This is a genomic window from uncultured Virgibacillus sp. (assembly GCF_947495635.1).
GTDB lineage: Bacteria > Bacillota > Bacilli > Bacillales > Amphibacillaceae > Virgibacillus > Virgibacillus salarius.
The window spans coordinates 1-17,949 of record NZ_CANMAB010000091.1; the positions used below are offsets into that span (position 1 = coordinate 1).

The following is a 17,949-nucleotide window of genomic DNA, read 5'->3' on the forward strand; positions in this document are numbered from 1 at the left end:
ATTCCATTTATAATGTCAGAATAACGAATAACTTTATGGTTTTTAAAATATCCTGCTTAACTTGACGGCTATGGGCCGTGCCCGCGGAAAGCGCGTATATTTTCACGGTGCGGCGATGATACTCCAATTGATAACATGATTATTCGTATTTTGAGTAAAGAAGTTGTGTTTTGTTCCAGCCTCTTTTTTCAAAATTTAAGCAAGATACGTACCCATTACTTTATTCACATAGTTACGTGTTTCAGTAAAAGGTGGAATACCTTGGTATTTATCAACATTTCCTGGTCCAGCATTGTATGCTGCCAGAGCTAATTCCACATTACCGTTATACCGACCAAGCATTTGACTTAAATACTTTGCACCACCATTAATGTTTTGTTCGGCATCAAATGGATTCGTTACCCCTAATCCCTTAGCTGTAGCAGGCATCAACTGCATCAGTCCTTGTGCACCTGCACTACTACGTGCGCTAGGATTAAAGTTTGATTCGTTTTTAATGACTGAATATATTAGTTTCTTATCTAGATTATATGTACCAGCTGCCTTTTCAATCAAATGGTCGATGGATGTATTGGTAGGAATGAGAGACGTATTTGTTGTAACAGCGCTGGTGGCTGTATTTTTATTAGTATTGGACTTTTGTCGCAGGTCTGTACCTGCTTGTAATTGAGAAACTTGATCTAATTGATTTTGCAGCATTTGCTTGAATGCAAGGTCTATCATTGGAGAATGATTAGAAATTGCATTTGAATTTGATGTTAGAATAGACATCGCTTGATATTGCATCATCTGTTGCAGCTCTCTAATCTCCATGGGCATACCCCTTTCTTTTCTACTACTAGTTTACTATATTTACCAAGATAAGCAATAAAAATTTCTAGAAAACAAGGACATTTTTCCCGGCATTCTGTAACAAATTTTTGTAGAAAGAGTCTTGCCCAATACAGATTATACGTGTACATAAGCTTTTTATTTCATCCATATCATGGGATATATATATGATTGTTTTCTCATCTGTTTTAGCTTGTTTTTCCATGTAACTCCCAATTTCCTTTTTTGATTTGAGATCAATTCCTACTGTTGGTTCATCGAGAAGAATAATAGTAGGGTCATGAATGAGACTAATAGCCATATTTAATTTTCTTTTCATTCCACCTGAGAGTGTGTGAGCAGGTTCATTCCATTGATCTAATTTCATTTCTAAGCAAAGCTGCCGTAGTTCCTCTTCGTTTTTTTTTACCCAGGACAGCTTTTCGAAAAATAACATGTTTTCTCTGACAGTAAATTCATCCCAGATCGCTATTTCCTGAGGTACATAGCCTATTTGTTTACGTATTTTCTTCCAATCTGAATCATATGATAAGTCGTTTAATGTTAACGTACCTGCGCTTGGCGTTTGTAATGTAGCGAGGATACTCAATAGTGTGGATTTTCCAGCACCATTTTCACCAACCAAACCAATGATTTCACCTTTCTCTACTGAAAAGGTAAGATCTTTAAATATCTGCTTTTTATTATAGTATTTTGTTAAATTATCGATATGAAGCATAGGATTTCTCCTTTCGGATATACCAAATCATAATAAGTAGTAAAAAGGCATATAGCCAAAAGTTATTTAGTTCGTTGTTGAGAAATGGTGCTAGCGGATTTAACCATTTCATTATTGGGAATTGGTTAACGATTCCATCTGCAGGAATAATTGCGCCACTTATAATGGCTGTTAATAATGTAATAATAAAGGCTATTCCATAATAAGTAGTACGATTTCTCATATTAGCTGCTAATAAGAAAGTACCGGTGACAAGCATTAACCGAAAGGACATCATTGATCCAAGTTTGCTTAGGCTAATTGGCTGATCTAGTAAAAAGTGAAATACAAGTAAAGTAATGATATCACTTATAAAAAACAAACCACCGTATAGCAGAGTGTTCCACAAACAATAGGACGTAAATGAAAAACGGATAAATGGAAAACGGGTTTGCATGGATTGCCGTTTTTCTTTAATGACCCAATCAAATAGAAATAACGTTGACAATAAAGCGAAAATAGCCCATAACCCCCACTTATTCCAGGATGGGAGGGAGTTGTTTGTTTGCTCCTCATTGTCATTTTCAAATGTGAATGTCGTTCGGAGCAAATTTTGATCACGTTCAATATCCTTACTCTTTTCACTTATTTCCTCCATTGTCCATGTGTTTTCTAGCTCATATTGTTTACTTAGTTGCTGTACAGTAAACGCCGTTTTCATTCTACTAGTTTCTTCTTGAACATAGGAAGCAACCATTTCTGAAACAGGTGTATAGGCAAATGATAAATCAGATTGATAACTTTTCACTAATCCATTTCTACTGCCTTTTTTTATTTGGTCTTGATAGCCTTCTCTAATAATAAAAACACTATCTAGTTCATGCTTTTCTAATTGACGTAATGCCTGCTCTTCTTCCAGTATATCTAAACGTATAAGCGGAGATTGATCTAGTTTATCAGCAAGATTTAATGCTAACTCAGTTTTTTCTTCTAAAACTATCCCAACTGGAATTTGACTGTCTTTCTGTAGACCATTCATTAACTGAGTGAAGCCTATAATAGCTATAATCGGGAGTAGTAACCAAAACAATAACGGTATGATTTGGTGTTTCCAATGGAGGAGTCGGCTGTGTAATATAGCTCTCATTTGAATATCCGCTCCTTCACATTTGAGATACCTAGTAATATAAATAAACTAGTAAGAACCATTCCTCCTAAGGGAATAAAGTCAGAGTAAGAACGACCATTAAGGATAATTTCTTGTAGCCAATAGAATGTTTCCGAAGAAAAAATATAGGCTAAGAGTTCCTGTAACCTAAAAGGTAAATATATAACAGGTATGATAGCTCCGCTTAATAAAAGGAAAATACCTGTATAAAGAGAATACACAAGCAATTGGAGTCGCTGTGATGGCACCATAACCTCTAATATAGCTATCCCTAACAGAAAAGCAAAGCAATATAAACCAGTAATACTGCCAATTCTAATTGCATCTGATAGTACAATTTCCCAGTTCATGAAGGACTGTATAATAAAAAAGAGCATCATAGCAAGTATAAAGGTAAGGAAGAGCGTTATAAATATTTTTGCGATGATTTGCTGCAATTCATGAACACCATATAGCTTCATTCGTTGCTTTAAAGTATTCGTGTCTTTTTTGTATAAAAAGTTATAAATGATAAGTAACCATAAGGTGATAATTACAAACCATCCAGCCATCGCATAATAAGATACTGGATTAGCCGTTGCTTGATTCGTTATTTCGTTTTTATCAATAATCCGTGTTCTGCCGATTGTGTAAAAAACAAACTCCTTAAACTGTTCAAAGATGAAATCATTTCTTTTTTCATCATCCATGCCTAATTCTTTTGCATAATGATTAATCGTAAGGACATTTGCCTGAGAAGCACGAATATGTCTAGTTACACTCTCCACGAATTCTTTTATCATTTGACTTTGTGCAGGTTGATGTGGATTGCCAATAATAGGTAGTTCCACTGAATGTCCTTGGTAAAGATCATTAGTAAAATCGTTAGGGAAAACAATATATGTACTTAATAGGTTATTTTGAATTTTTTTCTTAGCTACTTGCTCTTCCATGGTATTTAGTTGAATATAGGAACTTAATTGTGATGTATCGTCTAATAGGTCAGCAATCATTTTGGTTTCTTTTGATCGATCCAAATCAACTAAACCAACCCTAATCGGGTTTGCTTCATCAGGAGTAAAAAAGGTGATAATGATCCAAAGAATTAGTCCAACGATTATAAAAGGAAGAAGCAAAAGAAGAGGAAGTGATAGCCACTTCCTCTGGAGTTGTATAACATTGTTTTTTGAAAATAATAAAACTATACGTATGAAATGCATGGTGGCACTTCCATTTCTTTTCTAAATTTCTAAACTTCTAGAATCCTGTACCGCCGCCTTCGGATAACATTCCGAATAACCATTGCTGGAATTTAGGCGTCACTTCCATTTCGAAGTATTGTCTTAACTCATCTGCTTTCATTTTGCCTAGATCTTTCACGTTATCACCTTCTGGGATATCAACGCTATCAACTGTTTTACCACTTACTTTCGCGTTTAAGGTAAACATGTCTTGATTAACCGCAGGGCTTTCTACAGAAAAATTATGCTCTGAATTCATTGTGTCTTTCTTGTATGTGGAAGAACCGTTCCAAATTAAACTTCCACCGCCACTAGTAGGTTCTTCAAGTGTAAATGTTCGTTCAAAATCTCGTTTATTGTCTTTTAATGTTTCAGTGCCTTCGTATTTGAGTTTCGTATCTTCAATTGTTAGAGTAATAGAATCTGATGCTTTGTTATCCTTCCAAGCTAAATCTCCAGCGATATTCAGTTTTCCTTCTCCTAGAGAATCTTTATATGCTAAATCATAATTAAAGCTTTGTTTTTCGTCCTTTAGCAGTTGTGTACCTTTTACTGTAAATGTTACAAGTTCATCCTTGTTCGGCCCCATTTTGATACTTACATCTCGTTGAGCGATAACATCATCATGAATCCAAATGGTTGAATTTAAACCATCAGGAATTTGGAAATCCTTAAGCCCGTTTTTGGCTTCAGAAATACCTGATTCAAAATCAGAAATCATCTGTTCAAATTCGCTATCGACAGCAGTTCCACCGAGTTGTTGAAACGCCATTTGTTCACGAAGTAATTCTTTTACCTTTTCATCTTTTTCGAGCTTGTCAAGAACTTTGTTTAAAATATTCTTTACCTTTTCTTCTGTAATATGCATCGTGACTTTTTCCGTATCTAATGATTCATTGTGTACTTTAATAGATTCTTTTTTACTTTCAAATGCATCATCAGGAATTTCATCATAAATCATCTCTGCGTATTCTTTTTTAAAGTATTCTAAATCTTCTTCTGTCAACGTACCTTCAAACATAGATTCTAAATCGATTGATTCTTCACCGGTAAATGTTGCTGGATCCAATTCATGAAGTAGGGTACCAAAATCATCACCGTTTAATGAAATAAGTTCTTCAATGAACGGAAGACCTAGCATGAGTTTATCCGCTGTCATGTAGAAATCTACGCCATCAATCTTCATGCCACCAATATCTGCATTTACTTTTGCTGACATTTCTTTATTTTTCATATCTGTAGCACTTGTTATAGATATTGTTGAATTATTAATTAGATGGGCGGGATCCATTTGACCATAACCAACACTTCCACTTGGAAGGTTGTACTCAGCTGATAAATCAACAGTAGATTCTGTTGGATTTTCCTTTGATTGTTCGACCCATTTTAGCTCTGGCTCATAACGTTCTTCGATTTTTTCACTCAATTTTTCAATTGAGTTCTTCTCTGCTAAGAAATATTGCTTCTTCCCTGATAGATTTGTTACTACGAAGGCTGCAATACTTCCTCCAACAACTAGCAATACTGCAACAACAATTGCTATTATTTTTGGCATTTTACTTTTTTGTTGTGCTTCACCCATAAAATATTTCCCCTCTCTGTATCATACTCCATAATTATATGTATTATTAAACAATCAAAAGGATAACTATGGAAGTATCTGCATTGTTTATATCACTTAATAAAAATGTAGTCAAATTGTTCCATCCCTACATTTTAAAGCCTACGTAAATCAAGTATGAATTTATCTTGAAACCAAAATAAATTTTAGGTAAAAAGACCTAATTGAATGCGCTTCCTTATTAAAAAACAACGCGAATCTTGCTCTTAAATTCACTTGTTAATTTTTATGTAGGTAATAATAACTATTTTTTATTTTTTTAAAACGATCTTTATGTATGAATTATTGTGATTTTATTTAAACAATAGTGAGAATAAAATATGCTTATATCTGAGCATATAACAACTGATTTTGGCGGGGGTATCAAAAGCAGTAATCATTAAGAAGACGGAATTATGGACGGAAAAAGAGGGGAAGAATTTAGGCTCTTCTCCTCTTTACTGTTTCTCATTAATTATTTGCTACTTCTTTAACACCTTGTTCTAGCGCTTCAATCATTTCCTGCTTATCCTGTTCATCGGAGTGTTTCCAAATTAGTTCAAAAAGTACCCCTAAACCAGGGAGCATTTTTTCTTCTCCATTTTGAATCGCATCTACGATAGTTGCTTCTAATTGCTCCTGATCATTGGAGGAAATATTTGACAATATTGCTTTTCTTAAATTTAAATCCATTGTTTCACCTCTTTATTGTTGTATATTAAAATGCTGAGTTAATAAACTTGTTGTAGTGCCTAGTTTGACCTATATCCATAGAAATATGTATGATATGATAGAACAATTAAAAGTGAGGAATGATGAACATGTTAACTTCTGTTAAGAATGGTAAGGTAAAAGCATGGAAAAAGCTACATAGACGAAAAGAACGAAAAAATGAAGGTGTATTCTTAATAGAAGGTTTTCACTTAGTAGAAGAGGCCTGGAATAGTGAATGGGAAGTTATTGAAGTTATCATTCAAGAAGGTATTGCTACGCCAGATTGGTGTGAAGCAGTTTTAGTAACTGAAGTAAGTGAAACTGTATTTTCCTATATTTCACAAACAAATTCACCTCAAGGAATTGCGGCCGTAGTCAAAATCAAAAACGTAACAGATGTTTTTGATTATCCTGTACTTTTAATTGACTCACTTCAAGACCCAGGCAACTTAGGAACGATTATCCGTACTGCTGATGCAGCGGGTTTTTCAGGAATTATTCTTGGTGATGATACGGTGGATGTGTTTAACGATAAAGTAATTCGTGCTACACAAGGGTCATTATTTCATATACCAATTATACAAGCTAATTTGTTAGAGCAAGTGGAGCAGTTACAGCAGGATGGTGCCGAGGTATGGGCAACTGCCTTACAGGATGCTGAAGTTTATTCGAAGGTAAAGCCTAAAGAAAAACTTGCATTGATCGTAGGGAATGAGGGAAACGGGGTTAAGCAAGAACTTAGAGAAAATGCGGACAAAATTGTAACAATTCCTATCTATGGTAAGGCTGAGTCGTTAAATGTAAGCATAGCTACAGGAATTTTAATGTACTACATAAAGGTATAGTCTTGCACACTTTATGTAATTTCTCTATAATATAAATACAATAATATGAAAAGCGTTGAAGGAGCCAGATTTCTATCGCAATATACGATATAAGGGAGAAATGCCAATAGACTGAAAGCATTTTATCGTATAAATAGTTATCTATTCACTCTGGAGCAGATACTTGGACCTTGTAAAGCAAGTAAAGGTATTCCGGGAATATCCGTTATCATGATTGAGTTGAGCACATTCTGAAAATGCTTGTGTTAACTAGGGTGGTACCGCGAAATAAATCCTCGTCCCTTGTTGGGATGGGGTTTTTTATATGGTCATTCCATGGTGGTAAATACGGTTGCTAATCAAGGTTTAATTATAAAGGAGGCAGGAATAGAAAATGAAAGATCAATTGGCATCAATTGAAAGAGAAGCACTTAATAAGATTGCAGACGCAGAAAGTATGAAAGAGCTACAAGAGATTAAAGTCGCCTATTTGGGTAAAAAAGGTTCCTTAACCAGTGTACTTCGTGGGATGGGAAAGTTATCAAAGGAAGAACGTCCGGTTATTGGCGAATTTGCCAACCGTGTACGGGAAAACATCACAACTTCCTTAGATGAAAAAACAGAAAGTCTAGAGCAAATGGCATTGGAGAAGCAATTAGAAAAGGAAACGATTGATGTTACACTCCCTGGCCGCCCAATCAAAGTTGGAGGACCACATTTACTCACGAAAATAATTGAGGAGATCGAAGATTTATTCATTGGAATGGGATTTGAGGTACGTGAGGGACCTGAAGTCGAAACTGATTTTTATAATTTTGAATCCTTAAATTTACCGAAGAATCATCCTGCGAGAGATATGCAAGATACCTTTTTCATTTCAAAAGAACTGCTAATGCGTACGCAAACGTCACCTGTTCAAGCACGTACAATGCGAGCGTATGGAGGCGATAAGCCTGTGAAGATGATATCACCAGGGAAGGTATACCGACGTGATACAGATGATGCCACGCATTCCCATCAATTCACACAAATTGAAGGATTATATATTGATAAGAACGTACGAATGAGTGACCTAAAAGGTACGTTAGATACATTTGCAAAAAAAATATACGGAAAGGATCGTGAAATTCGATTACGACCAAGCTTTTTCCCGTTTACAGAGCCGTCTGTAGAAATGGATATCTCTTGTAAGGTTTGTGACGGGAAAGGCTGTTCAGTTTGTAAAGGGTCAGGCTGGATTGAAATTTTAGGTGCTGGTATGGTTCATCCTAACGTCCTTTCCATGGCGGGGTACGATCCTGATGTTTATAGTGGATTTGCATTTGGCATGGGGCCGGAAAGAATAGCCATGCTTAAATATGGTGTTAATGATATACGACAGTTCTATACAAACGACATTCGATTTTTAAAACAGTATCATAAAGCATAGGGAGGAAGTGAAATCATGCTAGTTTCATTAAATTGGCTAAAAAATTATGTAGACATCGGAACCATCAGTCCGGAGGCATTGGCAGAAAAAATTACAAAATCAGGCATCGAAGTTGATGGCATAGAGTATGTAGCAGATAAAACTGAAAATGTAGTCGTTGGATACGTGCAATCATGTGAGAAGCATCCAAATGCTGATAAATTGAACCTATGTCAGGTGGATGTTGGAGATGAAATATTACAAATTATTTGCGGAGCTCCAAATGTAGAACAAGGACAAAAGGTCGCTGTTGCCAAACCTGGTGCTGTGTTGCCTGGTAATTTTAAAATTAAAAAAGTGAAATTACGAGGAATTGAATCTAACGGTATGATTTGTTCCTTGCAAGAGCTTGGTATTGCTGAAAAGTATATTCCAAAAGATAGTGCAGACGGAATTTATGTATTCCCTGAAGCAGTTACGGTTGGTGAATCAGTTGAACCGTTACTAAATTTAAACGATGCGATATTGGAGTTTGATTTGACACCTAATCGTGCGGATTGCTTATCAATGCTAGGTGTGGCTTATGAGGTTGCGGCGATCCTAAATCAATCAGTAGAGCTGCCCGCTCCACAACTACAAACTGCAACGGAAAAAGCCAAAGATTATATTACTGTAAATGTGGAGGCTAAACAGTGGAATCCATATTATGGTGTATTCGTTGTTAAAGATGTAAAGGTCAAGCCTTCTCCGCTATGGATGAGTAATTATCTCATGGCTGCTGGAATACGCCCGATCAACAATGTTGTTGATATAACAAATTATGTACTATTGGAGTACGGTCAGCCATTACATGCGTATGACAATGATAAGCTACAGTCGGGTAATATTGTAGTTCGTCGTGCAAAAGATAATGAAACTATCGTTACATTAGACGGAGAAGAAAGAACCTTATCTGAGGAGCATGTAGTCATTACAAATGGAAAAGAACCAATCGCACTGGCAGGAGTCATGGGTGGGTTGGATACAGAAGTTACCGATGCAACGGAAAATGTATTACTTGAAGTTGCGTATTTTGATAGTTCTGTAGTCCGAAATGCTGTAAAAGCTACAGGGCTTCGAAGTGAATCTAGTACACGTTTCGAAAAGGGAATTGATCCTAATCGAGTCAGGGAAGCTGGTTTAAGAGCTTGTGAATTATTAGAGAAATATGCAGATGCGACTATTTTAACAGGTGTCGTTGAATTTGACGAGTTGGATCGTAATGAAAAGCAGGTAGACATGGATACGTTTGAAATAAATAAACGATTAGGAACGAACCTACAGGCAACAGAAATTGTTCAGATTCTACAACGTCTACAGTTTGATTTTGAACAGCAGGATAGTCAATTTAAGGTTTATGCACCTACTAGAAGAGGTGACATCTCCATATTTGAGGATATGTTAGAAGAAGTCGCTCGTATTTATGGCTATGATAATTTACCATATACATTACCAGCAGGTGCATCGCAAGCAGGTGCCTTATCGAATAGACAGCTGTTAATTCGAAATGTGAAGCATTTACTTGAGGGAATTGGTTTAATGGAAAGCCGCACATACACATTAACTAGTGAAGCAGCAGTGGATAAATGGATAAGTCCTGAAGTGAGAGAAAAACAATATATCCCGATTGAATTAAAATTACCAATGAGTGAAGATCATAAATATTTGCGTTTAAGCTTGCTGCCAGAGCTACTACGAGTTATTTCCTATAATCAGGCAAGAAATCAGATGGATTTAGCCTATTATGAGATGGGCAGTACGTTTCTAACAAAAGAAAAAGAATTAACAGAACAGCCAGATGAGCGTTTACGTTTATCGGGTGCGCTAACTGGAAAATGGGTAGACCATCCATGGCAACAAGAAGGTAAAGAAGTTGACTTTTATGTTGTGAAAGGAATTTTAGAACGGTTATTTGATTATTTACGAATTACTGTTTCATATGAGCAAATAAAGCTACCAGAAATGCACCCTGGAAGAACTGCTGTATTAAAAACAAAAGATAAGATAATTGGCTTCATTGGTCAAGTGCATCCAAGCTTGCAAAGAAAATGGGATATAAAGGATACTTATGTATTCGATATTAATATGGAGGAAGTATTTGCTTCTTATAACCATGTTCATTCCTATGATCCGATTCCTAAATATCCTTCAATAGCTAGAGATATTGCGTTTGTATTAGACGAGCATGTTTTAGCGGGGGATGTCAAGCAGACAATTGAAGAAATTGGAGCGCCTCTTGTGAAGCGTGTAGATGTTTTTGATGTGTATCAAGGTGAGCATATGGAAGAAGGGAAGAAATCAGTTGCATTCAGCTTGCTATATCAACATTCTGAAAAAACATTGACAGATGAGGAAATTCAAGTTTCTTATGATAAAATTATTGAAGCAGTGAAGCAAAGCTTTAATGCGTATATTCGCTCATAATAAAAAAATAGGATGGTATATAACGTAAACGCCTATCTTTACAGATGAGAAATAACAGGAAAGAAATAGTATCGGAGGAGGAATACGTAGCTACAGCACCGTAACAATCGTTTAAAACTAACGAAAGCCGAACGGATTGGAATGACCGTTTGGCTTTCGCTTTAACAACATACGTTTAATCAAACCCCGTTTTTATACTTATAGATAGTTTCTAGCCTTCTTTGTATTAGCGAAATGTGTTTTCGCTAATTTATGTAGGATAGATTCACCGTTAGCATTTATTATTTTAGCTATTGTTTGATCAACTTTTTTAGAAGCTCCTTTTGGCAATTCAATGCCAACCTGTTCAGAGAGTGAATCCATCTCTTTTAAGAAGCTTGCTCTAGCAATGATGGAGCCAGCTGCTACAGGTGTTGAATAACTTTCAGCTTTCGTTAAAAAGTACGTGTTCGAAATTAACGATAAATTTTCTGAACGGATATGCCTTTGATATATCGCCGGTTCACAAAATTGATCAATGACAATTCCCTCTAGTGATACATTCCCAATTTTTTTTACTAAATTACCGATAACATGTTGATGAAGCATGGCTTTCATTTTTCCTTGTGACCAGCCCTTTTTTTGTAATTGATTATATTTTTCATTATGTAGTATTAATAACGAGTATGGAATTTGTAATTTCATAATTGTGGATGCTAATTGGCGAATTTTGGCATCGGTTAAAGCCTTGGAGTCTGTAACGCCAATATCTTGTAATTGTTGAATTTGCTGTTTATTTAAATAAACACCGGCAACTGTTATTGGACCAAAATAATCGCCAGTACCTGCTTCGTCAGTTCCGATATGATTCTTGGCAAATAGGGTTGGATCAGGTGCAAAGCCATGTGCTGATGGTTGTCTTTTATGATTTACGCTTTTATAGGATGTTACTGCTTCTGTAACCCATTTTTGCGATGCTTTATCTGGAGCAGCTCCTTGGAACATAACTTTTCCGGATTTATAGGCTGTAATAACTGCCTCAGGAGTCTTTGCTCTAAACACTGCTCCCTGCGGTGGAGTGGTTAAGAACTTGGCGTAATGTTTTTTCATCTGGTTAATAGTGTCCTGTGATAGCTTGTAAACCGTCTGAGGCATATAAATCTCTCCAATCTTTTATCTATATAGACTATAGCAAATAAATGTCTGTGAAGAAATAGCTAGCTTTACATATATTCCTTCATACTACGCCTCATTCGTAGTCGATAGTTTCCTAAACTGCATACTTCATGTTAAGATAAGATGAACAATTTTTCTTAGTCGGGGGAGGGTAAAAACGTGGCCCAAGATGAAAAAACACGTACAACAGTGGAGATACATAATAAAACATATACTATAATTGGTAATGAACCAAAGAATCACGTCCAATTAGTAGCGAGCTTAGTCGATCAGAAAATGAAGGAAATCCAAGAATCAAATAGACAACTCGATACGACAAGGTTAGCTGTGCTAACAGCAGTAAATACGATGAATGATTATTTAAAATTAAAAGCAGATTATGCTTCCCTTATAGGTTCAATAAAAAAGAAAGAGGATAAATAACTAATGATTGATTTATTACTATTACTATTATTAATTTTCGGCCTTCTAATCGGGCTGAAAAGGGGATTTATATTACAACTTTTTCATTTAATTAGTTTTATAGCGGCATTTGTTATAGCCGCATTCTATTATGATGAATTGGGGCCAAAGTTATCACTTTGGATTCCTTATCCTGACCTTGGAGAAGGAGGAGAATGGGCAGCCTTTCTTCAAGCTCTTCCATTAGAAAAAGGATTTTATAATGCAATAGCATTTGTAATTATCTTTATTGCTGTTAAGATTATCCTGCAAATTATTGCATCCATGTTAGATTTTGTTGCTTCATTGCCAATCTTACATTCCGTAAATAAACTTTTGGGTGGAATTCTTGGGTTTGTTGAAATCTATTTATTACTTTTTATTTTAATTTATATCGCGGCTTTAGTGCCTGTTGTCCAAGTTCAGACTTGGATTAATGACTCATCTATAGCATTATTTATGATTGAACATACACCGTATTTTTCAGAGAAGGTAAAAGAATTATGGTTTACGCAAATGGCTGAAATGCTTCAAAAATGATCGATAGTAGAAAAGACTGGTTCATTTCAACAGGTATATATTGTATGTAATTTACAATAATGTTGTAGAGGATCAGTCTTTTTAAGATAAGAAATGAAATAGGTGATATAGCATGACAATAAATAAAAAAGATGTAATTAAATTAATGGAAAAAATCGCTACTTATATGGAGCTGAAAGGCGAAAACCCATTTAAAATAAGTGCATATCGTAAGGCTGCGCAAGCTTTGGAAAGAGATGATCGTTCGTTAGCAGCTATCGATGATTTCACAAAAATTAAAGGAATTGGTAAAGGTACAGGTTCTGTTATAGAGGAATATATACAAAGTGGCCATTCGGCTACATTACAGGATCTCGAAGAAGAGATACCGGCAGGATTAATTCCTTTACTGCAATTACCAGGGCTTGGTGGTAAAAAGCTAGCTAAGCTGTATCAGGAATTAGCTGTTACAGATGCTAATTCTTTAAAGCAGACAGTTGAAAGTGGTCAAGTTGAACAGTTAGCGGGATTTGGTAAGAAATCTGCGGAAAAAATACTAATTGCTCTTGAGGAGTCTGGAAAACGCCCAGAACGCTTACCTATTGCATTTATGTTACCAATTGCGGAAAAGATCGAAGCTTATCTAGCTCGAATAGCTGACATAGATAGATATTCTAGAGCCGGGAGCCTACGAAGAATGAGAACGACGGTTAAAGATCTAGATTTTATTGTGGCAACCGATGCGCCGGAAAAGGTGAGAGATGCTTTATTGGAAATGGATGCCATTAAAGATACTATCGCTAAAGGAGATACAAAAGTATCTGTCGTTTTAGAAGATGTGTATGATGTCAATGTTGACTTTCGTATCGTAAAAAAGGAAGAATTTGCATCTACCTTACATCATTTTACTGGCTCTAAAGATCATAATGTAGCGATGCGTCAGCTTGCGAAATCCCGTGGAGAAAAGATTAATGAATATGGCATTGAAATAGAAGATACCGGTAAGACGTTAACTTTTAATACAGAAGAGGAATTTTTTAATCACTTTGGTTTAACCTATATCCCACCAGAAATCAGAGAAAATACTGGTGAAACAGAAGCATTTACAAGCGAATATCCATTGCTTACATTAGATGATATCAATGGTGATCTTCATATGCATACAACTTGGAGTGATGGAGCGCAATCATTGGATGAAATGGTTAATCAAGCAAGGAAAAAAGGATATTCCTTTATAGCTATAACGGATCATTCCAAATATCTGAAGGTTGCAAATGGTTTAGACGAGCATCGCTTAAGAGAACAGCGAGAGGAAATAGCTAAGCTGAATGAAAAATATGATGATATACATATCTTTTCTGGAGTAGAAATGGATATCTTACCTGATGGTCATCTTGATTTTACAAATGATTTTTTACATGATATGGATTATGTCATAGGCGCTATTCATTCGAGCTTCAATCAAACGGAAGAAAAAATAATGTACCGACTTGAAAAAGCTCTCGAAAATCCATATGTATCACTAATTGCTCATCCGACAGGAAGACTCATCGGCAAACGTAAGGGATACAATGTGAATGTAGAAAGACTGATTCGTAAAGCAAAAGAAACGAATACAGCATTAGAGATTAATGCAAATCCTAACCGTCTAGATCTTTCGGATGAATGGGCACGCAAAGCGCAGGAGGAAGGCGTAACGTTGGCGATCAATACCGATGCACATAACTATCAAATGCTAGAGCATATGAAGTATGGTGTCGGGGTTGCTAGAAAAGGCTGGATCCAAAAAGAAACAGTAATGAATACATGGTCCAAGGAAGATCTTATAGCGTTTTTTAATCGCAATAAATAGAATTTAACCTATGGAGTAGAGTATTTTAAAGGAGAAATAGAGATGAATGAACGCATTTTCCGTACACTTGAATTTCAAAAGATTATTGAACGTTTAACAAGTAAAGCGGAAACAACAGTGGGGAAAGATTTGTCCCAAAAACTTGAACCATCAACCAATATGGACGAAGTGCTGCAATTACAGAATGAAACCGATGAGGCGATGCATATACAACGCCTAGATAAAACGATTCCTTTAGGAGGGATCTTTGACATACGCGCTAGTTTAAAACGAAGCGTAATAGGAGGCGTCCTCTCTACCAACGAATGTATGGATGTAGCTAGTACAATTTACGGTGGTAGACGTGTCAAAGATTTTATAAGTAAGCTAGAGGAAGCATTCCCTATCCTAAAGGAGCTTGTGGAACATATCAGTCCATTAAGAGATCTGGAACGACATATTAAAAGCTGCATCGACGACCATGGACACGTAATGGATAGTGCCTCCCAAAAACTTCGAGGGATTCGCTCATCTATTCGTACGAATGAAAGTAGAGTTAGAGAGAAATTAGATAGCTATACAAAAACGAAGAGTAGTATGTTATCAGATGCAATTATTACCATTCGTAACGATCGCTATGTACTTCCTGTAAAACAAGAATATCGAGGTGCAATTGGTGGAATTGTTCATGATCAATCTGCTTCAGGGCAAACGTTGTTTATGGAACCTAAAGCAGTAGTTGACTTAAACAATCAGTTGCAGGAAGCAATAATGAACGAAAAACAAGAAATCGATCGTATTTTAAGAGAATTAAGTGCGCATATTGCTAATGAAGAGGCATTTTTACAAGAAAATGTTCGTGTGCTTGGGAAAATTGATTTTATGTTTGCTCGAGCGAAACTAGGTCAATCCATGAAAGCTGCGAAGCCAAACATGAATAATAACGGCATTATTAAGATGCAACAAGCACGACATCCATTAATTGATATCAACGAAGTTGTTGCAAATGATATAGAAATTGGCGAATCTTATACTTCTATAGTTATTACTGGACCGAATACTGGTGGGAAGACAGTCACACTAAAAATGATTGGTCTATGCACGCTAATGGCTCAATCAGGATTACAGATTCCGGCTTTAGATGGGTGTGAACTTGCGGTTTTTAAGCATGTATTTGCAGATATTGGTGATGAACAATCTATCGAACAGAATTTAAGTACATTTTCTTCACACATGACAAATATAGTCGATATTTTACAGCACGTTGATGATCAGACACTCGTATTATTTGATGAGCTAGGTGCTGGTACTGACCCTCAAGAAGGAGCAGCGCTTGCTATGGCTATTCTAGATGAGGTTATAGCGAGGAATGCTCGTGTCATTGCTACGACACATTATCCCGAATTAAAGGCCTATGGTTATAACCGAGAACACGTCGTTAACGCTTCTGTGGAGTTTGATGTTCAAACACTACAGCCGACCTATCGTCTATTATTAGGCGTTCCTGGTAGGAGTAATGCATTTGAAATATCTAGAAGAATTGGACTTAGTAATCATGTTATCGAGCAGGCCCAAGGGCATGTTGGTGTAGATTCCAAAAGTGTAGAAAATATGATCGCTTCATTGGAAAAATCCCAAATAAATACGGAGAAAGATTATGCAAAAGCGCATGAACTATTACAAGAAGCGACAGATTTGCATCATGATTTACAAAGAGCATGGGCGGAATTTGAAGAGAAGCGAGAAGGTCTATACGAGAGAGCAGAGGAAAAAGCTGATAAAGCTATTAAGCAGGCGCGGGAAGAAGCTGAAATGATTGTAAGTGAGATCAGAAATATGCGGACTGAAGCAGAATGGAAAGAACATGAATGGATTGAAGCAAGAAAAATGTTAGATTCTGCCAAGCCCAACCTGACTACAAAAGAAAAGCAACAACCAAAAGAGAAAAAAGGGAAAAAAGAACTTCGTTCCGGTGATGAAATAAAATTGTTAACGATCAACCAAAAAGGGACGGTACTTGAAAAAGTAAATGATAAGGAGTATCTAGTTCAAGTTGGTATAATGAAAGTGAAGGTTGATCGTAATGATTTGCAATTTATTGGAAAGCAGAATCAAACCATTGAAAAACCGCTAACTACCATAAAGGGTTCGAATTACCATGTGAAAACGGAATTAGACCTGCGAGGAGAAAGGTTTGAGGATGCATTGTTAAGGCTTGAGAAATATATTGATGACGCACTACTCGCTGGATATCCAAAGGTCTCGATTATTCATGGAAAAGGTACTGGAGCGCTACGAAAAGGTGTATTGGAATTTGTTAAAAAACATCCAAGAATATCGGATGCTAGACCTGGCGAAGCTGGGGAAGGCGGTAGCAGTGTTACGATTATTAATCTTAAGTAATCCTGTAAATAAGGAGAAGGGATGTTCAAGGTGTCAGGTTTCTGGGAAAATATAGTGGTAGAGACAGCGGCTCGATATAGTGTTGTTATACTTTGTACGTTGGTATTTTTGGCTATCTTTGAAATAGTAACGTCATATAAGAATTGGGAAGAAATAAAAAAAGGTAATTTTGCAGTAGCGATGGCAACTGGAGGGAAGATCTTTGGAATAGCAACGATCTTCCGTTACTCTATTCAACATAATGATACCTTGTTAATAAGTATTGGCTGGGGAATGCTAGGATTCTTTCTTCTTTTAGTTGGTTATTTTATATTTGAATTTTTAACACCAATGCTTAAGGTTGATGAAGAGATCGGTAACGGAAATAAGGCAGTTGGGTTTATATCGATGATGATTTCAATTGGATTGGCATATGTAATTGGTGCCAGCATAGGATAAGGGGAGAATTGCATGATTTTGGATAGACTGGCTAAGATTTTAATTGCAGTCGCAATTGGTTTTATTATTGTAGGTATTATATGGTTAATATAATTAATATAGCTATTAAGTTTACAGCTGATGGATGCTAGCCGAATCCGTATTGCTAAAGATTTACTTTGGGGCTGGGACATAACTAGCCCTTATGAAGTTAAAAAAGATTCCAGTTATCAAAAAATGATAGCTGGAATCTTTTTT

Annotated in this window: 15 protein-coding genes; 8 read left to right on the forward strand and 7 right to left on the reverse strand. The window is 36.2% G+C overall.

The window, feature by feature from the left end; all coding sequences use genetic code 11:
* Positions 1-195: 195 nt before the first annotated feature.
* From Q1A47_RS16295 to sspI, 6 genes are all read right to left on the reverse strand, one after another.
* Positions 196-813, reverse strand: coding sequence for a lytic transglycosylase domain-containing protein (locus Q1A47_RS16295; protein WP_166530919.1), 618 nt, complete (start codon positions 811-813; stop codon positions 196-198).
* A 64-nt stretch (positions 814-877) separates the two neighbouring features.
* Positions 878-1,549, reverse strand: coding sequence for an ABC transporter ATP-binding protein (locus Q1A47_RS16300; protein WP_166530918.1), 672 nt, complete (start codon positions 1,547-1,549; stop codon positions 878-880).
* Positions 1,533-2,675, reverse strand: coding sequence for an ABC transporter permease (locus Q1A47_RS16305; protein WP_026681402.1), 1,143 nt, complete (start codon positions 2,673-2,675; stop codon positions 1,533-1,535). The genes Q1A47_RS16300 and Q1A47_RS16305 overlap by 17 nt, the downstream gene beginning before the upstream one ends.
* Positions 2,672-3,811 (reverse strand): ABC transporter permease, encoded by a 1,140-nt coding sequence (locus Q1A47_RS16310; RefSeq protein WP_299632492.1) that lies wholly within the window; start codon positions 3,809-3,811, stop codon positions 2,672-2,674. Before Q1A47_RS16310 ends, Q1A47_RS16305 begins: the two co-directional genes overlap by 4 nt.
* A gap of 121 nt (positions 3,812-3,932) precedes the next feature.
* Entirely contained in the window at positions 3,933-5,498 is a 1,566-nt protein-coding gene (locus Q1A47_RS16315; RefSeq protein WP_246484891.1) for a DUF6583 family protein, read from the reverse strand.
* A gap of 489 nt (positions 5,499-5,987) precedes the next feature.
* The gene (gene sspI, locus Q1A47_RS16320; protein WP_026681399.1) at positions 5,988-6,209 is read right to left on the reverse strand and encodes a small acid-soluble spore protein SspI; all 222 of its coding nucleotides are present in this window, start codon (positions 6,207-6,209) and stop codon (positions 5,988-5,990) included.
* A gap of 128 nt (positions 6,210-6,337) precedes the next feature.
* Here sspI and Q1A47_RS16325 point away from each other — a divergent pair, with 128 nt between their 5' ends.
* The 3 genes from Q1A47_RS16325 to pheT all read left to right on the forward strand — a co-directional run bounded on the left by Q1A47_RS16325 (position 6,338) and on the right by pheT (position 10,925).
* Complete coding sequence (locus Q1A47_RS16325; protein ID WP_026681398.1) at positions 6,338-7,075, forward strand: RNA methyltransferase; 738 nt, start codon at positions 6,338-6,340, stop codon at positions 7,073-7,075.
* Between the two features lie 373 nt (positions 7,076-7,448).
* A complete protein-coding gene (pheS, locus tag Q1A47_RS16330) occupies positions 7,449-8,483 on the forward strand; it encodes a phenylalanine--tRNA ligase subunit alpha (protein WP_026681397.1) in 1,035 nt (344 codons plus the stop codon).
* Positions 8,484-8,498: 15 nt separating this feature from the next.
* The gene (gene pheT / locus Q1A47_RS16335; RefSeq protein ID WP_166530917.1) at positions 8,499-10,925 is read left to right on the forward strand and encodes a phenylalanine--tRNA ligase subunit beta; all 2,427 of its coding nucleotides are present in this window, start codon (positions 8,499-8,501) and stop codon (positions 10,923-10,925) included.
* Positions 10,926-11,123: 198 nt separating this feature from the next.
* Here the strand turns inward: pheT and rnhC are convergent, their stop codons facing one another.
* Positions 11,124-12,059: a ribonuclease HIII gene (gene rnhC / locus Q1A47_RS16340; RefSeq protein ID WP_166530916.1), complete on the reverse strand. Its 936-nt coding sequence runs from the start codon at positions 12,057-12,059 to the stop codon at positions 11,124-11,126.
* Between the two features lie 180 nt (positions 12,060-12,239).
* On the opposite strand from rnhC, the gene zapA reads away from it, so the two are divergent.
* The 5 genes from zapA to Q1A47_RS16365 all read left to right on the forward strand — a co-directional run bounded on the left by zapA (position 12,240) and on the right by Q1A47_RS16365 (position 17,712).
* Positions 12,240-12,503 carry a cell division protein ZapA gene (zapA, locus tag Q1A47_RS16345; RefSeq protein ID WP_026681394.1) on the forward strand — a complete coding sequence of 88 codons (264 nt, stop codon included), beginning with the start codon at positions 12,240-12,242 and terminating at the stop codon, positions 12,501-12,503.
* Between the two features lie 3 nt (positions 12,504-12,506).
* The gene (locus tag Q1A47_RS16350) at positions 12,507-13,061 is read left to right on the forward strand and encodes a CvpA family protein (protein WP_026681393.1); all 555 of its coding nucleotides are present in this window, start codon (positions 12,507-12,509) and stop codon (positions 13,059-13,061) included.
* A gap of 112 nt (positions 13,062-13,173) precedes the next feature.
* On the forward strand, positions 13,174-14,892 hold the full coding sequence (gene polX, locus Q1A47_RS16355) for a DNA polymerase/3'-5' exonuclease PolX (protein WP_166530915.1): 1,719 nt from the start codon (positions 13,174-13,176) through the stop codon (positions 14,890-14,892).
* Between the two features lie 42 nt (positions 14,893-14,934).
* Positions 14,935-17,274, forward strand: a complete 2,340-nt coding sequence (locus Q1A47_RS16360) for an endonuclease MutS2 (protein WP_166530914.1) — start codon at positions 14,935-14,937, stop codon at positions 17,272-17,274.
* 30 nt (positions 17,275-17,304) lie between these two features.
* Positions 17,305-17,712: a DUF350 domain-containing protein gene (locus Q1A47_RS16365; protein WP_026681390.1), complete on the forward strand. Its 408-nt coding sequence runs from the start codon at positions 17,305-17,307 to the stop codon at positions 17,710-17,712.
* The last annotated feature ends 237 nt before the right edge of the window (positions 17,713-17,949 follow it).

Coding starts and splice junctions, on each gene's coding strand:
- Q1A47_RS16295 (WP_166530919.1), bottom strand. CDS start 813: ATGGAGATTAGAGAGCTGCAACAGATGATGCAATATCAAGCGATGTCT.
- Q1A47_RS16300 (WP_166530918.1), bottom strand. CDS start 1,549: ATGCTTCATATCGATAATTTAACAAAATACTATAATAAAAAGCAGATA.
- Q1A47_RS16305 (WP_026681402.1), bottom strand. CDS start 2,675: ATGAGAGCTATATTACACAGCCGACTCCTCCATTGGAAACACCAAATC.
- Q1A47_RS16315 (WP_246484891.1), bottom strand. CDS start 5,498: ATGGGTGAAGCACAACAAAAAAGTAAAATGCCAAAAATAATAGCAATT.
- sspI (WP_026681399.1), bottom strand. CDS start 6,209: ATGGATTTAAATTTAAGAAAAGCAATATTGTCAAATATTTCCTCCAAT.
- Q1A47_RS16325 (WP_026681398.1), top strand. CDS start 6,338: ATGTTAACTTCTGTTAAGAATGGTAAGGTAAAAGCATGGAAAAAGCTA.
- pheS (WP_026681397.1), top strand. CDS start 7,449: ATGAAAGATCAATTGGCATCAATTGAAAGAGAAGCACTTAATAAGATT.
- pheT (WP_166530917.1), top strand. CDS start 8,499: ATGCTAGTTTCATTAAATTGGCTAAAAAATTATGTAGACATCGGAACC.
- rnhC (WP_166530916.1), bottom strand. CDS start 12,059: ATGCCTCAGACGGTTTACAAGCTATCACAGGACACTATTAACCAGATG.
- Q1A47_RS16350 (WP_026681393.1), top strand. CDS start 12,507: ATGATTGATTTATTACTATTACTATTATTAATTTTCGGCCTTCTAATC.
- polX (WP_166530915.1), top strand. CDS start 13,174: ATGACAATAAATAAAAAAGATGTAATTAAATTAATGGAAAAAATCGCT.
- Q1A47_RS16360 (WP_166530914.1), top strand. CDS start 14,935: ATGAATGAACGCATTTTCCGTACACTTGAATTTCAAAAGATTATTGAA.